Origin of the sequence: Cupriavidus pauculus (assembly GCF_003854935.1) — a bacterium.
GTDB lineage: Bacteria > Pseudomonadota > Gammaproteobacteria > Burkholderiales > Burkholderiaceae > Cupriavidus > Cupriavidus pauculus_C.
The window spans coordinates 110489-126380 of the sequence record NZ_CP033969.1 but is presented as its reverse complement, the minus strand read 5'-3'; the positions used below and the strand labels follow the sequence as shown (position 1 = coordinate 126380).

Annotated in this window: 10 protein-coding genes; 5 read left to right on the top strand and 5 right to left on the bottom strand. The window is 70.7% G+C overall.

Features of this window, described 5'->3' with window-relative positions:
• Positions 1 to 55: 55 nt before the first annotated feature.
• From EHF44_RS02275 to EHF44_RS02265, 3 genes are read left to right on the top strand one after another with little or no spacing between them, the layout of a single operon-like run.
• The gene (locus EHF44_RS02275) at positions 56 to 598 is read left to right on the top strand and encodes a chemotaxis protein CheW (RefSeq protein WP_124682235.1); all 543 of its coding nucleotides are present in this window, start codon (positions 56 to 58) and stop codon (positions 596 to 598) included.
• A gap of 49 nt (positions 599 to 647) precedes the next feature.
• Positions 648 to 2837, top strand: a complete 2190-nt coding sequence (locus EHF44_RS02270; RefSeq protein WP_124682234.1) for a methyl-accepting chemotaxis protein — start codon at positions 648 to 650, stop codon at positions 2835 to 2837.
• Between the two features lie 38 nt (positions 2838 to 2875).
• A complete protein-coding gene (locus EHF44_RS02265; protein WP_124682233.1) occupies positions 2876 to 8830 on the top strand; it encodes a hybrid sensor histidine kinase/response regulator in 5955 nt (1984 codons plus the stop codon).
• Between the two features lie 431 nt (positions 8831 to 9261).
• Here EHF44_RS02265 and EHF44_RS02260 read toward each other — a convergent pair whose 3' ends face one another.
• The 4 genes from EHF44_RS02260 to EHF44_RS02245 all read right to left on the bottom strand — a co-directional run bounded on the left by EHF44_RS02260 (position 9262) and on the right by EHF44_RS02245 (position 13152).
• On the bottom strand, positions 9262 to 10572 hold the full coding sequence (locus tag EHF44_RS02260; RefSeq protein WP_124682232.1) for an MFS transporter: 1311 nt from the start codon (positions 10570 to 10572) through the stop codon (positions 9262 to 9264).
• A 77-nt stretch (positions 10573 to 10649) separates the two neighbouring features.
• Complete coding sequence (locus EHF44_RS02255; RefSeq protein ID WP_124682231.1) at positions 10650 to 11411, bottom strand: SDR family oxidoreductase; 762 nt, start codon at positions 11409 to 11411, stop codon at positions 10650 to 10652.
• A gap of 72 nt (positions 11412 to 11483) precedes the next feature.
• Positions 11484 to 11723, bottom strand: coding sequence for a hypothetical protein (locus tag EHF44_RS02250; RefSeq protein ID WP_124682230.1), 240 nt, complete (start codon positions 11721 to 11723; stop codon positions 11484 to 11486).
• Complete coding sequence (locus tag EHF44_RS02245; RefSeq protein WP_124682229.1) at positions 11716 to 13152, bottom strand: aldehyde dehydrogenase family protein; 1437 nt, start codon at positions 13150 to 13152, stop codon at positions 11716 to 11718. The genes EHF44_RS02250 and EHF44_RS02245 overlap by 8 nt, the downstream gene beginning before the upstream one ends.
• 185 nt (positions 13153 to 13337) lie before the next feature.
• Here EHF44_RS02245 and ppa point away from each other — a divergent pair, with 185 nt between their 5' ends.
• The gene (gene ppa / locus EHF44_RS02240) at positions 13338 to 13865 is read left to right on the top strand and encodes an inorganic diphosphatase (protein ID WP_124682228.1); all 528 of its coding nucleotides are present in this window, start codon (positions 13338 to 13340) and stop codon (positions 13863 to 13865) included.
• 134 nt (positions 13866 to 13999) lie between these two features.
• On the top strand, positions 14000 to 14587 hold the full coding sequence (locus tag EHF44_RS02235) for a cytochrome b (RefSeq protein WP_124682227.1): 588 nt from the start codon (positions 14000 to 14002) through the stop codon (positions 14585 to 14587).
• A gap of 6 nt (positions 14588 to 14593) precedes the next feature.
• Here the strand turns inward: EHF44_RS02235 and EHF44_RS02230 are convergent, their stop codons facing one another.
• Positions 14594 to 15784 (bottom strand): GNAT family N-acetyltransferase, encoded by a 1191-nt coding sequence (locus EHF44_RS02230; protein WP_124682226.1) that lies wholly within the window; start codon positions 15782 to 15784, stop codon positions 14594 to 14596.
• Positions 15785 to 15892 lie beyond the last annotated feature (108 nt).

The following is a 15892-nucleotide window of genomic DNA, read 5'->3' as shown; positions in this document are numbered from 1 at the left end:
CGCACGGCCCGCAGAGGCTGACATCACAGGTTTCACGTTTCACTGGTATCCGAACATGAACGCGCCGCGCCAAGACATCCGAGCCCGCCAGACCCGCCTGCACGACTACCAGGCCATGCTGGCCCGTCGCCTGCGCGAGGCGCGCAACCTGCCCGCCGTCGACAGTTACCTGGGGGTGCTGGTGGGCCAGCGCGGCTGGCTGCTGCCGCTGATGGAAACGGGCGAGGTGCTGGAGATGCGCCCGCCCGCCGCCGTGCCGCTGACGCAGCCGTGGTACCGCGGCCTGGTCAACGCGCGCGGCAACCTGATCGGCGTGATCGACTTCGGCATGTTCTGCGGCGACGGCCCGACGCCGGTGCAGCCGGGCAGCAAGATCGTGGTGCTGTCGCGCCAGGTGGAACGGGCGTGCGGGATCATCGCCACGCGCGTGGTGGGTCTGCGCCACGCGGTGGACCTGACGCCGGCCGGCGGCGCCGAGCCCGAGGGCTGGCGCGGCGCCGGCTTTGCGGACCGGGAGGGGCGCGACTGGCAGGTGCTGGACATCCGCCAGTTGCTGGACGCCCCGGCATTCCTGCAGGCCGGCCGCGGCGGCGCCTGAGCGGCGCCACGCCAACCATACAGAACAACGAAACGAACAGAGGGTTGCTATGGGTATCAAGAAGATCAGCCTGGGCCGTCGCCCCGCCACGGCCGGCGCCACGGCCGATGCGGCCGCGCCGCGCGCGTCGCTCTTCGGACGCGGCGCGGGCAACGGTCCCGCCCGGGCGCCGGCGGAACGCATGACGGGCTGGCTCGCGCGCATGCCGTTCGCGGCGCAGCAGCGGGCGCTGACCGGCGGCGTGGTGGTGTCGCTGCTGGCGCTGCTGGTCTCGGTCTACCTGGATAACCGGCAGGCCAACAACGGCGCGGCGCAGATCGAGATCGCCGGCAGCATGCTGATGCACTCGCAGCGCCTGGGCAAGGCGGTGCCGGTGGCGCTGCTGGGCAACGCGCAGGCGTTCAAGCAGCTCCGGCAGTCCAAGGAACAGCTCACCGCCGACATGCTGGCGCTGCAGAACGGCAGCGACGAGATGCACGTGCGCGCCACCACGGGCGCCGCGCAGCCGCTGCTGGAAAAGGCGTTTGCGTCGTGGAAGCGGTCGGAGAAGAGCGCGGCGGACGTGCTGGCCCAGCAGCCCATCCTGACCACCATCGGCCAGACGCTGCAGATCTTCAACGCGTCGAACCCGGAACTGCTCGAAGCGGCCGAACAGGTGGCGGCGATCAAGCTGCAGGCGGGATCGAACACCCGCGAGGTGGCGGCGTCCGCGCAGCTGGTGATGCTGACGCAGCGGCTGGGCAAGAACCTGAACGAGTTCCTGTCCGGCGAGGGCGTGAACCCCGAGACCGCGTTCCTGCTGGGCAAGGACACCAACACGTTCCGCGAGACGCTGGACGGCCTGACCAACGGCTCCGAGGCGCTGCGCCTGGCGCCGGCGTCCGACGCCGAGACGCGCAGCTACCTGCAGCAGCTGTCGCAGCGCTTCGAGGCGGTGCAGAAGACCACGCAGACGATCCTGCAGAACCTGCCCGGCCTGATCGCCGCCAAGCGCGCCCAGCAGCAGATCTTCAACGACAACGAGGCGCTGCGCGGCGAGCTGGAGCAGCTGCAGGGCATGTACGCCGACGGCGCGCGCTACCGCCCGTGGACGTTTGGCGCCATGGTCGTGTCGGCCATCGCCACGCTGCTGTGCCTGGCCGGGCTGGCGGCGCTGTACCTGCGCGATTCCCGCGTGCGGGCGCTGGAAGCCGAGGCGCGCGAGCGCGAGGCCGAGGCGCGCCGGCTGGAGGAAAAGCGCAACAACGACGCCACCCAGAAGGCCATTCTGCAGTTGATGAACGAGCTGCAGGACATCGCCGATGGCGACCTGACGCGCCAGGCCACCGTGACCGAGGACATCACCGGCGCCATCGCCGACTCGGTGAACTACACCGTGGAAGAACTGAAGGAACTGGTGGGCCGCGTGCAGCAGACCGCCGGGCAGGTGCAGCAGGCGTCGTCGCAGGTGCAGGACACGTCGGTGCAGCTGGCGTCGACCACCGAGGAGCAGTCGCGCCAGATCCGCCAGACCGGCGAGTCGGTGGTGGAGATGGCAGACCGCATCACCCAGGTGTCGCGCGGCGCGGCGGAGTCGGCCAACGTGGCGCGCGCGTCGCTGGCGGCGGCCGAGCAGGGCCAGCAGGCCGTGCAAAACGCCATCGCGGGCATGAACGACATCCGCGACCAGATCCAGGAAACGTCCAAGCGGATCAAGCGCCTGGGCGAGTCGTCGCAGGAGATTGGCGAAATCGTCGAGCTGATCTCGGACATTACCGAGCAGACCAACGTGCTGGCACTGAACGCCGCCATCCAGGCCGCGTCGGCTGGCGAGGCGGGCCGGGGCTTCTCGGTGGTGGCGGAAGAAGTGCAGCGCCTGGCCGAACGCTCGGGCGAGGCCACCAAGCAGATCGGCGCGCTGATCCGCACGATCCAGACCGATACCCAGGACGCCGTGCACGCCATGGAGCAGAGCACGGCGGGCGTGGTGGAAGGCGCGCGGCTGTCGGACAACGCCGGTACGGCACTGGTCGAGATCGGCCGCGTGTCCCGCCAGCTTGCCGAACTGATCGAGCAGATCGCGCAGACGACGTCGCACGAGGCGGGGCTGGCCACCAACGTGGCGCACCACATCGAAGGCATCCTGCAGGTCACCGCGCAGACCACGGCCGGTACGCGCCAGACGGCCACGTCGGTGCGCCAGCTGACCGCGCTGACCGAGGAACTGCGTAACTCGGTGTCGCGATTCAAGATCGCCTGACGCCCGGCCCGACGTTGACGGCTGCACCGGAACTGGTCATGTCCCTGAATTCCATCCTCACCAGCGACGAGGCCGATCCGGCCGCGCCGCCCACGCATGCCACGCCGGAAGCGGCCGCGCCCGACGTACCGGCCGCGCCGCAGCGCGACCTGTCCGTGCTGGCCTGGCTGGCGCCGAGCCTGCGCACCGCGCTGGACGACGCCGCGGCCGAACTGGGCCACTACGTCGACGAAATCCGCCAGACTCCGGAGGCGCTGGGCGCGCGCGACACCACGTCGCTGCGCCTGGCGGGGCAGCACCTGCACCAGGCCGCCGGGGCCGTGCACATCGTCGGGCTGCGCGGCGTGGACGCCTACTGCCAGGCACTGCGCCGGCTGCTGGAGGCCATCGACGCCGGCACCGTCGCCGCCGACGCGCCCGCGCTGGCCGTGTTCCGCACCGGCGTGCAGGCGCTGGCCGAATATGTCGACGACCTGATGGCCGGCGACGCCGAAGACCCGCTGCGCCTGTTCCAGCCCTATGCCGCCGCGCTGGCGCTGATGAAGGAGGAGCGCGTACACCCGGCCGACCTGTGGCTCGACGAGCTGCAGATGCTGCCCGGCATCGTGCTGCCGACGCGCTCGGCCACGGCCGTCACGCGCGCGCGCCAGCGCTTCGAGGCCGCGCTGTTGAAGGCGCTGCGCCTGCCTACGCCATGCACCGATGCGTCGCTGCTGCGCGAGGCATGGCTGCCGCTGCAGGTGGCGCTGGACGAAGTCCGCAACCACGAGCAGGACGCGCGCCGCACCGCTGACACGCCCGACCGCGGCATCTGGCACACGCTGGCCATGGTGTTCCGCGCGCTGGCGCACGGGCTGCTGCCGTCCGACCTGCTGGCCAAGCGCTTTGCCGCGCGCGCCCACCTGCTGGTGCGCCAGTACCTGCAAGGGCAGGTGCGCGTGCCGCAGGCGCTGCTGAACGACGCCGTCTTTTTGCTGGTCAGCACCGGGCTGACCGCCGATGCCGACGCCACGCTGCCGCCCGCCACGCAGGCCGCCGTGCAGGTGCTGCGCGTGGATATCGCGCGCACGCTGCAGGCTTATCGCGTGGACGCCGCGCACATCGTCGCGCGCGCCGACTATCGCCAGCGCTACTACGGCTGGCTCGATCCGATCGATACCCGCAACCTCCAGCACGCCGCCACCGCCATCGAGCGGGCAGCCGCCGACGACCAGGCCGGCTGGGAACTGGCGCTGGCGTCGCTGGCCGAGGCGGCGATGCCGCTGGCGCAGCCCGCCCTGCAGCAGTGCCTGACCGCCGCCGCGGCCTACGCGGGCCAGCGGCCGGCCAGTGACGCGCTGGGCCGGGGCGGCGTGGCGCTGTTCCTGTCGCGCGCGCTGGCCATGCCGTGGCGCGTGCACGGCCGCTCGGGCCATGCCTCGGCGGCAGCGTTTGCCGCGCGATGCGAGACGCTGGCCGCCGCCGTGGCGGACCCCGACGCCGCCGCGCCGGGCTGGCTGGCCGAAATGGTCCAGTCGGCGGGCGCCCAGGCGCAGCGCGCCGAGGCCGTCACGCAGCTCCGCGCGCACCTGGATAGCGGCGAATCGTGGCTGGACACCTATGACCGCAACGCGGCGCGGGCCGATGCCGGCGCCGCGCTGGACGATGCCGCGCAGGCGTTTGGCGCGCTGCTGGCCACCATCGAACGGGTACACGGCAGCCCCGCGCTGCCCGAGGGCCTGGAGCGCGAGACCGATGCGGCACTGGCCGCCGTCCGCGCGGTGCTGGCGCGGCTGGGCGTGCTGCGCGAGACGGTCGACCATGGCGCGCGCATCGCGCACCTGTCCGATATCGCCGCCGAACTGGGCGCCGTGCATGCGTTTGCAGACCTGCTCGAATTCGGCCGCAAGGCGCGCGACGTGGCCAGCGAGAACCCGTACGCGACCGACGCCGGCCGCCACGACGCGGCGCCGCAAGGCGCGCTGGGCCTGGCGCGCAGCGCCGCGATGGACGCCATCCGCGTGGCCGCCACCGCCGATTCGCCCGAGATCCAGCGGCTGCGCGCCGCGCTGCAGGCTGTGTCGGACCAGGCCGCCATCGACGACGACGCCGGGCTGCGCCGGCAGGCCAGCGAGGCCACCACGCAGCTGCACGCGTGGCTGGCTGGTAGCGAATCCGCCGCCGAGCGCATGGTCGTGGCGCTGGCCGAGCCGATGCCGGTGGCCATGCCGGCCACCGTGCCGTCCGCCGCGCCGATGCCGGCCGATGCCGCCGCCATCGACGCCGAACTGCTCGACATCTTCCTGTCCGAGGCCGAGGAAGTGCTCGGCAATATCGCCGCCGACCTGTCCGGCGGCCTGGACGCGCTGGCCGACGCCGACGTGCTGAGCCGCATGCGGCGCGGGTTCCACACGCTCAAGGGGTCGAGCCGCATGGTCGGCCTGAACCGCTACGGCGAGGCCGCCTGGGCCGTGGAACAGGTGATGAACCTGTGGATCGCCGAAGGCCGCGCGCCGGTGCCGGAACTGCCGGCGCTGCTGGGGCAGGCGCACGACCTGCTGCGCGAATGGGCGCTGGCGCTGCGCGACGACCCGTCGACGCTGCGCGACATCGCGCCGCTGATGGCCGCCGCCCAGGCGGTGCGCGATCCGGGCGGGGTGGTATCGGCGACCGAGGTCGATCCGCTCGACGCGCTGCTGGCGCAGGCGGCGGCGCCGGAAGCGGCGGAAGCCGTGGCGGCACCCGTGGCCGAAGCCGAAGCCGAAGCCGCCCCGGACGACGAAAGCAACGTACTGCCGTTCCGGCTGGCCGGCGGGCTGGCCGACGAGGACGAGGGCTACAAGGTGATCGGCCCGGTCCGCATCGGGCTGGCGCTCTACAACGTCTACCTGCAGGAGGCCGACGACCTGCTGCGGCAGTTTGCCACCGACCTGTCGGAGTGGAAGCACGAGAACCATCCGTGCCCGAGCGAACTGGCGCTGCGCGTGGCGCACACGCTGCAGGGCAGCGCGTCGACGGTGGGGCTGGAGCCGGTGCGCGAGATTGCCGAGGCGCTGGAACATTTGCTGTTGCTGCTCGGCCGCCATCCGGTGGTCATGCATCCGGCCGATTTCAAGCTGCTGGACCAGGCCGTGGACCGGCTGCGCGCGATGCTGCACCAGTTTGCCGCCGGCATCTGGCCCGATGGCGACGCGGCGCTGTGCCGCGAACTGAATGCGTTTGGCGAACGGGCGCTGGTGCGTCCGCGCGCCGTGGTGCCGGCCGGGCAGTCGGCGGGCCAGGAAGGCTCGGTGTCGCAGCTCTTCGGCACCCAGGCCCAGGCGGCCGAGCCGCTGCCCGAGATCGACGAGGGCGTGCAGCCGCCGCCGGCGGCGCTGCCGCCCGTGAAGCTGACGCCGATCACGTCGCTGCCGCCGGTGTCGGCGCCGGCCGGCCCGGTGCTGACGCCGGTCACGCCGCTGACGCCGGTGCACGACGCGGTGGTCATCTCGCTGCCGACGCCCGTGCGCCACGATGGCATCGCCGTGGCGCACGTCGTGCCCGGCGCGCCCGATCCGGAAGACGTGCCGGAGGCCGTGTCGACCGACGCATCGTCGCTCGATCCGGCGCTGGTCGAGATTTTCCTGGAAGAGGCACACGGCGCGCTGCCCGATATCGGCAAGCTGGTGCGGACGTGGGAGGCGGCGCCCGACGAGGCGCAGCACGGCGGCCTGATCCTGCGCGGGCTGCACACGCTCAAGGGCAGTGCGCGGATGGCCGGCGCGATGGCGCTGGGCCAGGCGGCGCACGAGATGGAAACGCTGCTGGAATCAAGCGTACGTGGCCAGCGCGTGACGCCAGAGCTGTTCGGCCGGCTGTACGCCTGGTACGACCGCATCCTGGCGCACGTGGACGCGCTGCAGAACGGTCGCCTGCTGCCGCTGGACGACGCGGACGTCGTCAACGGGCTGGTGGCCGCCCCGGCCGTCCCTGCGTTGCCGCGCGATGCGGCAGCACCCGGCACCGCCGCGCTGGCGACGCCGGCGGCACCGGGCCAGGCGCTGGTGCCGTCGGCGCCGCTGATGCCGGCCGCCCCCGCCGCGCTGCAGACCGACGCCGAGCGCCAGCGCGCGCTGGTGCGCGTGCAGGCCCGCACGCTGGACACGCTGATCAACGACGCGGGCGAAGTCAGCGCCACGCGCGCGCGGCTGGACAGCGAGCTGGACGCGCTGCGCAGCTACCTGGGCGAACTGAACGACAACGTCGCGCGTCTGCGCATGCAGCTGCGCGAGATCGAGATCCAGGCCGAGACGCAGATGGCGTCGCGCATTGCCGACCAGCAGCACAACCAGGAATTCGATCCGCTGGAATTCGACCGCTTCACGCGCTTTCAGGAACTGACGCGGATGATGGCGGAGTCGGTCAACGACGTGGCGACCGTGGAGCAGAACCTGCAGCGCGGCTTCGACCGCGCGTCGGGCGACCTCGCGGCGCAGGCGCGGCTGACGCGCGGACTGCAGCGCGGGCTGATGCAGGCGCGCATGGTGCAGTTCGACGCGCTGGCCGAGCGGCTGTACCGCGTGGCGCGCCAGTCGGCCACCGAGACCGGCAAGGAAGTGCGGCTGCTGATCAAGGGCGGCACGGTGGAGATCGACCGCTCGGTGCTGGACCGCATGGCCGGCCCGATCGAGCACCTGATCCGCAACGCCGTGGTGCACGGCATCGAGCCGGCGGACGTGCGGCGCGCGGCGGGCAAGTCGGCCACGGGCGCGCTGACGCTGGAAGTGCAGCAGGAAGGCAACGAGGTGGTGCTGACGTTCTTTGACGACGGCGGCGGGCTGAACCTGCAGCGCATCCGCGAACGCGCCGTGGCGCGCCAGTTGATGGCGCCCGACGAGGACGCCAGCGACGCACGGCTGACCGAGATGATCTTCGCGCCGGGCTTCTCGACGGCGGACGCGGTGTCGGAACTGGCCGGGCGCGGCGTGGGCATGGACGTGGTGCGCGCCGAGACCGTGGCGCTGGGCGGCCGGATCACCCTGTCGACCGAGCCGGGCCGGGGCACCAGCTTCACCGTGCACCTGCCGCTGACCACGGCCATCACGCAGGTGCTGCTGGTATCGCTGGGCGGGCGCCTGTTCGCCATGCCGAGCGGCATGATCGACCAGGTCCACCAGCTGCGCGAGAAGCCGCTGCTGGAGGCGTACAACTCGGGCCGCTTCGCGGCGGCGGGCGCCGAGGTGCCGTTCTACTACTTCGGCGCGCTGCTGGAGGAAACGGCCGGGATGGCGTCGGGCCGCAAGTATTCGCCGGTGGTGGTGGTGCGCTCGGGCGCCGAGCGCGTGGCCGTGCACGTGGACGAGGTGCAGGGCAACCGCGAAGTGGTGGTCAAGCACATCGGCCCGCACCTGGCCCGCCTGGAAGGCATTGCCGGCGCCACCACGCTGGGCGACGGGGAAATCGTGCTGATCTACAACCCCGTGGTGCTGGCGCAGCGCTGGGTGCGCGAGCGCGGCACGGCCGCACCGGCACTGCCGGCCCCGCAGCCGGCCGGACAGGTGGGCGCGGTGGCCGAGTTCGTCGACGCCGGCGCGCCGGTGCCGGTGCCCGGCCTGATGACGCAGCCGACCGTGATGGTGGTGGACGACTCGCTGACGGTGCGCAAGGCCAGCCAGCGCCTGCTGACCCGCGCCGGCTACCAGGTGGTGCTGGCCCGCGACGGCGTGGACGCGCTGCGTCAACTGCAGGAAGTGATGCCCGACGCGATGCTGGTCGACATCGAGATGCCGAACATGGACGGCTTCGACCTGACCCGCAACGTCCGCGCCGACGCTCGCACCAGCCGCATGCCGCTGGTCATGATCACGTCGCGCACAGCGGAAAAACACCGCCGCTACGCCGCCGAGATCGGCGTCAACGTGTACCTGGGCAAGCCATTCAACGAGGACGAACTGCTGCGCACACTGCAGCAACTGATCGGCGATAAAGCCGCCGGCACCGCCGGATCAGTGGCGCAGATGCTGGGGGAGGGGTAGACCCCGGCTTTCGCTCCCCTCTCCCGCTTGCGGGAGAGGGGCTGGGGGAGAGGGCCAGCGCGTGATGCGCGACGGATCGCAGGTTGAACCGCCGGGCCCTCTCCCCCGACCCCTCTCCCGCGTTGCGCGAGAGGGGAGAAACATGGGGCATGTGGATGGTCCCAGAGGGCCAGCGCACCGGCAGGTTTTCGCTCCCCTCTCCCGCGTTGCGGGAGAGGGGCTGGGGGAGAGGGCAGGCGCGTGATGCGCGACGGATCGCAGGTTGAACCGCCGGGCCCTCACTCCCGACCCCTCTCCCGCGCTGCGGGAGAGGGGAGAAAACATGGGGCATGTGGATGGTCTCAGAGGACCAGCGCACCGGCAGGTTTTCGCGCCCCTCTCCCGCGTTGCGGGAGAGGGGCGCAAACCTGCGCTATGCCGCAGGTCTCCCGCTAGCCCTGCCGACTCACCATCTTCGCCGGCACCGACAGTGCCAGCGCCGCGCCCACCACCATGCAGGCTGCCAGCAGGTACATGCCCGACTCGGTGCTCTGGGTCAGGTCCTTGAGCCAGCCGACCGCGTAGGGGCTGATGAATCCCGCCAGGTTGCCCAGCGAGTTGATCAGCGCGATGCCGGCGGCCGCGCCCGTGCCGGCCAGGAAGGCGGTGGGCAGGCTCCAGAACAGTGGCAGCGTGGTCAGGATGCCGATGGTGGCCAGCGTCAGCGCGATCATTGCCAGCGTCGTGTCGGCGTGCCACTGCACGGACAGCACCAGGCCCAGGGCGCCCAGCAGCGCGGGCACGGCGATGTGCCAGCGGCGCTCGCCGCGGCGGTCGGCGCTGTGGGCGAACAGGATCATGCCGATCACGGCGCAGCCGTAGGGGATGGCCGTCAGCATCCCCACCTCCAGCGTGCCCTTGACGCCGGTCTGCTTGATGATCGTTGGCAGCCAGAAGCTCACGCCGTACAGCCCCATGACGAAGCTGAAGTAGATCGCGCTCATCAGCCAGACGCGCGGGCTGGACAGCACCTGCCGCACGGGCGGGTCTTCCTTGTGCTGGTCCTCGGCCTCGATGTTGCGCGCCAGCAGCGCGCGTTCGTCGGGGGTCAGCCATTTGGCGTGGGCGATGCGGTCGTCCAGGTACAGCAGCACCCAGATGCCAACGAGAATCGACGGAATGCCTTCGATCAGGAACATCCACTGCCAGCCGGCCCAGCCGTTGTGGCCGTCGAACGACTGCATGATCCAGCCCGACAGCGGCCCGCCGATCACCCCCGACAGCGCGATGGCCGTCATGAAGAACGTGGTGGTGCGCCCGCGCCGGCTGGCCGGGTACCAGTAGGTCAGGTACAGGATGATGCCCGGGAAGAAGCCGGCTTCCGCAATGCCCAGCAGGAAGCGCAGCACGTAGAACATGGTCGGCGTGGTGACGAACATCATCGCCGCCGAGATCAGGCCCCAGGTGATCATGATGCGGGCGATCCAGATGCGGGCGCCCACCTTGTGCAGGATGACGTTGCTCGGCACCTCGAACAGGAAGTAGCCGATGAAGAAGATGCCGGCGCCCAGGCCGTAGACGGTCTCGCTGAACTGCAGGTCGTTGAGCATCTGCAGCTTGGCAAAGCCCACGTTCACGCGGTCCAGGTAGGCCACGACGTAGCACAGCAGCAGGAACGGCACCAGGCGCCAGCTGACCTTTCGGTAGACGGCGTCCTCGAAGCCGGCGTCGCGTGCGCCGGCGTTGACCGCGGTGGAAGTCATCGGTGTCTCCTCATTGGGATGGTTGTCGTTGTGGTACTGCAGGGGGGCGCACGCCCGGGGGCACGCGCCAGGGCGGGTCAGACGCAGCGTCCGCCGTCCACCTCGATGCAGGTGCCGGTGATGAACGCGGCCTCGTCGGACGCCAGGTACAGGCAGGCGTTGGCCACGTCCTGAGGCGTGGACATGCGGCCCATCGGGATGGTCGCCAGGAAGCGGGCGCGGTTCTCGGGTGTGTCGGGCACGCCCATGAACTGCTCCAGCAGCCCCGTGGCGCCGATCACCGGGTTCACGCAGTTGACGCGGATGTTGTCCGGGCCCAGCTCGGCCGCCATGGCCTTGCTGGCGACGATGACCGCGCCCTTGCTGCCGTTGTACCAGACCAGTCCCGGGCGGGGCCGGACGCCGGCCGTGGACGCGATGTTGACGAAGTTGCCGCCGCCGCGCTGGCGGAAGTGCGGGATGAAGTGGTGGGCCGCCCAGTAGATGCTCTTGACGTTGACCGCGTAGACGCGGTCGAACTCGTCCTCGGTGATGTCGAGGATGGGCTTGTTGCGATGGGTGGTGCCGGCGTTGTTGACCACGCAGTGGACGTCGCCGAACGCGGCCAGCGTGGCGTCGCGCATGGCCGCCACATCGTCGCCGCGCGACACGTCGGCGCGCACCGCCGCCGCCTTGCCGCCCGCGTCGCGGATGGCCGCCGCCACGCGCTCGGCGGCGTCAGCGTTCAGGTCCGCCACCATCACGGCGGCGCCCTCGCGCGCAAACGTCTGCGCGATGCCTTCGCCAAAGCCCGAGCCGCCGCCCGTGACTACCGCTACCTTGCCAGCCAGCCTGGTCATTGCCTGTCTCCTGTTGGTGAGGCCCGGCGCGGTCTCGTTGCCGCGCTGCGGGCGGAACGTCGGAACTGCTTGTCAGTGGAAGGGGCCCTTGTTTTGCAGCGCGTTGGCAACCATCATGATCCCGAGCAGGAACGGCAGCGCCACGTACAGGCACCAGTGCACGCGGTCGCCCACGGTGTCGCCCCACTTGCGCTTGAACACCTGCAGCCGGGGCATGCCCGACGGGTTGGTCGCGCGCTTGTGCCGCACATGCCACGCCATCCAGAAAAAGAAGATCGCGAAGGCGACCGAGAGAAAGTTGATGCTACCCATGTTGAATGGCGATGGTTTTTAGAGTGGTGAATCCGTACAGGGCCTCGAAGCCCTTCTCGCGGCCATGACCCGACTGGCCGGTGCCGCCGAACGGCAGCTCGACGCCGCCGCCGGCGCCGTAGTTGTTGATGAACACCTGGCCCGCGCGCAGCTTGCGCGCCAGCCGCATCTGGCGGCCCCCGTCGCGCGTCCACACGCCCGCCACCAGGCCGTACGGCGTGCCGTTGGCCAGGCGCACGGCCTCGTCCTCGTCGTCGAACGGCATGGCGGCCAGCAGCGGGCCGAAGACTTCTTCCTGCGCCAGCCGGTGCTGGGGCGGCACGTCGCGGAACAGCATCGGCACCTGGTAGTAGCCAGACTCCGGCGCCTCGCCGACGATCTGGCCCTGCGCCATCACCGCGATGCCGGCGTGCTGGGCGTCGGACACGAAGTCCCAGACGCGCTGCTGCTGCTTGCGGCTGATCAGCGGGCCACATTCGAGATCGAGTTCCGACGGGCCCACGCGCAGCGCCTCGAACACGCCCGACAGGCGGTCCAGCAGCGCCTCGTAGACCGGGCGCTCCACCAGCAGCCGGCTGCCGGCCGAGCAGGTCTGGCCCGCGTTCTGGACGATGCCGTTGACGACGACCGGCAGCAGCGCGTCTAGGTCGGCATCGGCAAAGACCACCTGCGGCGACTTGCCGCCCAGTTCCAGCGTCACGGGCACGTGGTTCTCGGCGGCAAGCTGCGCCACGAGCTTGCCGGTCTGCGGCGAGCCCGTGAACGACACGTGGTTGATGCCGGGGTGCCGTGCCAGCGCGGAGCCGGCCTCGTGGCCATAGCCGGTGACGATGTTCAAGGCGCCTTCGGGCAGCCCCACCTCGGCGGCCAGCTCGGCCACGCGCAGGATCGACAGGCAGGCGTCCTCGGCCGGCTTGACCACGCAGGCGTTGCCGGTGGCCAGCGCCGCGCCCACGCTGCGGCCGAAGATCTGCAGCGGGTAGTTCCAGGGGATGATGTGGCCGGTCACGCCGTGCGGCTCGCGCACGGTCAGCACGGTGTAGCCGGTCTGGTAGGGGATGGTCTCGCCGTGCAGCTTGTCGGCCGCGCCGGCGTAGAACTCGAAATAGCGGGCCACGGCGCGTGCGTCGGCGCGGGCCTGGCGCAGCGGCTTGCCGGTGTCGCGCGCTTCCAGCGCGGCCAGCTCGTCCTCGTGCTCGATCAGCTTGAGCGCCAGGCGGTTCAGCAGACGCACGCGGCTGGCGGGGGCCATGGCGCCCCATTCGCCCTCGAAGGCCTGGCGCGCGGCGCGCACGGCCACGCTGACGTCGGTGGCATTGCCGCGGGCGATCTCGGCGAACGGCTCGCCGCTGGACGGATCGAACACCTTGATGCGCAGGCCGGAATCCGGCGCGATCAGGCGGTTGGCCACGAAGTGCTGGGCATGCATGCGGGTCTCCACGGCTCCGGTTATGGAGCAAATGCTGAAATCGGGAATGCCGCATTATCACCCAGCCCGCCGCGCGCGCAAGGCATTGCACGGCACACGGCGCCACGCCGTTTGTCAGGCCGGGGTCAGGGCCGACCCGCTATAATGCCGGCCATCCCATTCCTACAAGTATTCGGAGAACTCGCATGAGCTTCAACCTCGTCTCCCCGGGCAAGGATCTGCCCAACGATTTCAACGTCATCATCGAGATCTCCGCCCAGAGCGATCCGGTGAAGTACGAGGCCGACAAGGAAACCGGCCTGCTGTTCGTCGACCGTTTCATCGGCACCGGCATGCGCTATCCGGCCAACTACGGCTTCATCCCGCAGACGCTGTCGGGCGACGGCGACCCGGTGGACGTGCTGGTGCTGACGCCGTTCCCGATCCTGGCCGGCGCCGTGGTGCGCTGCCGTGCGCTCGGCATGCTGAAGATGACCGACGAGTCGGGCGTGGACGCCAAGCTGGTGGCCGTGCCCGTGGACAAGCTTTGCCCGGCCACGGCGCACATGAAGGGCCTGTCGGACGTGCCGCAGAACCTGCTGGACCAGATCAAGCACTTCTTTGAGAACTACAAGGCACTCGAAGCAGGCAAGTGGGTCAAGGTGGAAGGCTGGGCCGGCATCGAGGAAGCCCACAAGGAAATCACCGACGGCGTGGCGAACTTCAAGAAGTAATCGCGCCGCTGTCGCGGACCCGCAAGCCCCGCCGCCCGGCGGGGTTTTTTATTGGCGCCAATGATCTCCGGCAAGGCCGGGCGGCCGGCGCCGCCGGTAAGCTGTGCGCCGTTCCCCACCCACCTGGAGTTCCGATGTCCGTTCCACCGCGCGCCGCCGTCCTGCCGGCGGCCGGGCAGGCGCCGGCCGCCTTTGCCCGCTACGAATCCACCGCCATCCTGTTCCACTGGCTGATGTTCGTGCTGGTCGCCGTGGCCTACGCCACGATCGAGCTGCGCGGCTTTGCCGAGCGCGGCACGGCGGCGCGGATGATCGTCATGGAGCTGCACAAGTGGTCGGGCGTGCTGGTGCTGCTGCTGGCGATTCCCCGGGTGCTGTGGCGCCTGATCATGGGCGCGCCGCCGCCCGAGCCCGGCCCTCGCGCCGGCCAGCTTGCCGGCGCGGCCGTGCACGGGCTGCTGTACCTGTTCCTGTTCGCCCAGCCGATCCTGGGCCTGCTGATGTCGAATGCCGCCGGGCGCGTGGTGACGCTGCCGGGGCTCCATTTCGGCGTGCCGCCGCTGATCGGGCCGGACCCGGCGCTGCGCGACGTGCTGGCCGGCATCCACGAGATGGTCGGCAAGGCGTTCTACCTGGTCATCGGCCTGCACGCCATGGCGGCGCTGTTCCACCACTACATGCTGGGCGACAACACGCTGCGCCGGATCCTGCCGCGGCGCTGAGCCGGGTTATTCCGCGGTGCGGGCGAACGGGTTGCGGTCGTTGAGTTCGTCGAGATAGGCGTCCATGCCGTGGCGCTCGCGCTCCAGAAAGCGCTCCACGGCATCGGCAAAGGACGGGTGGGCGAGCCAGTGCGCCGAGCGCGTGGCCACGGGCAGAAAGCCGCGCGCCATCTTGTGCTCGCCCTGGGCACCGCCTTCGAACGTGGCGATGCCCTCGGCGATGCAGAACTCCAGCGGCTGGTAGTAGGCCGTCTCGAAATGCAGGCAGGGGTGGTGCTCCAGCGCGCCCCAGTAGCGGCCGTAGAGCGTGCTGACGCCGGGGGTGGCGTCGTAGACCAGCAGCGAGCTGGCGATGTCCCGGCCGTCGCGCGTGGCCACCACCAGCAGCAGGTTGTCGGGCATCGCCTGGCCGATGCGGCGGAAGAAGTCCAGGTTCAGGTACGGCGACGAATGATGCTCGCGGTACGTCTGCCGGTAGCAGCGGTTGAAGAACTTCCAGGCGTCGTCGTCGATGGCCGGGCCCTTGAACTGGCGGAACGTGATGCCGGCCTCGGCCACGCGGCGGCGTTCGGCGCGGATGTTCTTGCGCTTCTTCTGGGACAGCGTGGCCAGGAACGCGTCGAAGCTGGCGTAGCCGGGGTTGCTCCAGTGGAACTGCACGCCGTGCCGCATCATCATGCCGGCCGCCTGCATCAGGTCTGCCTCGTGATCGGACGGAAACAGGATGTGCAGCGACGACAGCTCGCTCTCGGCCGCCAGCGCCAGCGCCACGCGCAGCAGCACGGCGCGCGCGGCATCGTCCTCGGCCAGCAGCCGCGTGCCGCGCACCGGCGTGAACGGCACGGCTGCGAGCCACTTCGGGTAGTAATCGAGCCCGTGCTGCCGATAGGCGTCGGCCCAGGCCCAGTCGAACACGTATTCGCCGTAGGAGTGGGTCTTGGCGTAGAGCGGCATGGCCGCCGCCAGCCGGTCGCGGCCGGGGCCGTGGCCGTCGGGCACCCAGAGCGTCAGGAAGCGGGGCATCCAGCCCGTGTCTTCGGTGGCGCTGCCGCTGGCGTGCAGCGCGTGCAGGAAGGCGTGGCGCAGGAACGGGGTGGGCTCGGGCTGGGCGGCCAGCAGGGCATCCCAGTCGGCGGCGTCGATGTCGGCAAGGTCCAGCACGATGTCCGTGCGGTATGGGGGGCGCGGATCGCTCATAAACGGGTTGGCTTGGGTGCCGGGCGAGTCTACCGGAATTGGCATTGTGATGCTGGCGTTGTCAGCGTGACGCGGACGCCGGGTCGCGGCGGGGCGTCGTAGAATGCG